General features: G+C 43.2%; 1 protein-coding gene. It reads left to right on the top strand.

Annotated elements, in window-relative coordinates; all coding sequences use genetic code 11:
- Positions 1 to 119 precede the first annotated feature (119 nt).
- Positions 120 to 650, top strand: a 531-nt coding sequence (locus tag R8O11_RS28485) for a metallophosphoesterase (RefSeq protein ID WP_318195028.1), incomplete at its 3' end; no start/stop codon positions are given.

Below are 650 nucleotides of genomic sequence, written 5' to 3'. Positions count from 1 at the left end.
TTTAATATGAAAAGGGTTCAGTAAAATGTCGTTGATTCACAGTTTTCTGCACCTTAATCATTAAGTTGCATTAAAATTCGTTACACTCGACTTCCTATCCCATTAAATTGGAGCACCTCATGAAAATGGCAGTTAATCCTATTTCCGTCGCAGTTTTGAGTGGCATGTTGACGCTTGCAGGGCCAGCAATGGCAGACACGATCAAGCTTCGCATTATTGAAACCACTGACATCCACACCAACGTGATGGATTACGATTACTACAAAGACCAACCATCACAACAAATTGGTTTGAGCCGCGCAGCCACATTAGTTAAGCTGGCAAAATCCGAAGTGGAAAACAGCGTGTTGGTCGACAACGGCGACTTAATTCAAGGTAGCCCGATGGGTGACTACATGGCAGCAAAAGGAATACAGGCTGGAGAAGTTCATCCTGTGTACAAAGCCATGAACCAATTGCACTATGATGTGGGGAACATTGGTAACCATGAATTCAACTATGGTTTGGACTTCTTACAAAATACGCTGGCCGGCGCGAACTTCCCCTACATCAACGCCAATGTGTTTGATAAGAAAACTGGCGAGCATTACTTCCAACCTTACCTGATCAAAACACACAGTTTTAAAGATACCGATGGCGAAGTTCATCAA

It is taken from the genome of Vibrio sp. 1288 (assembly GCF_033344475.1).
Note: the sequence above shows the minus strand (reverse complement) of the source record. Positions and strands in the feature narration are given on the sequence as shown.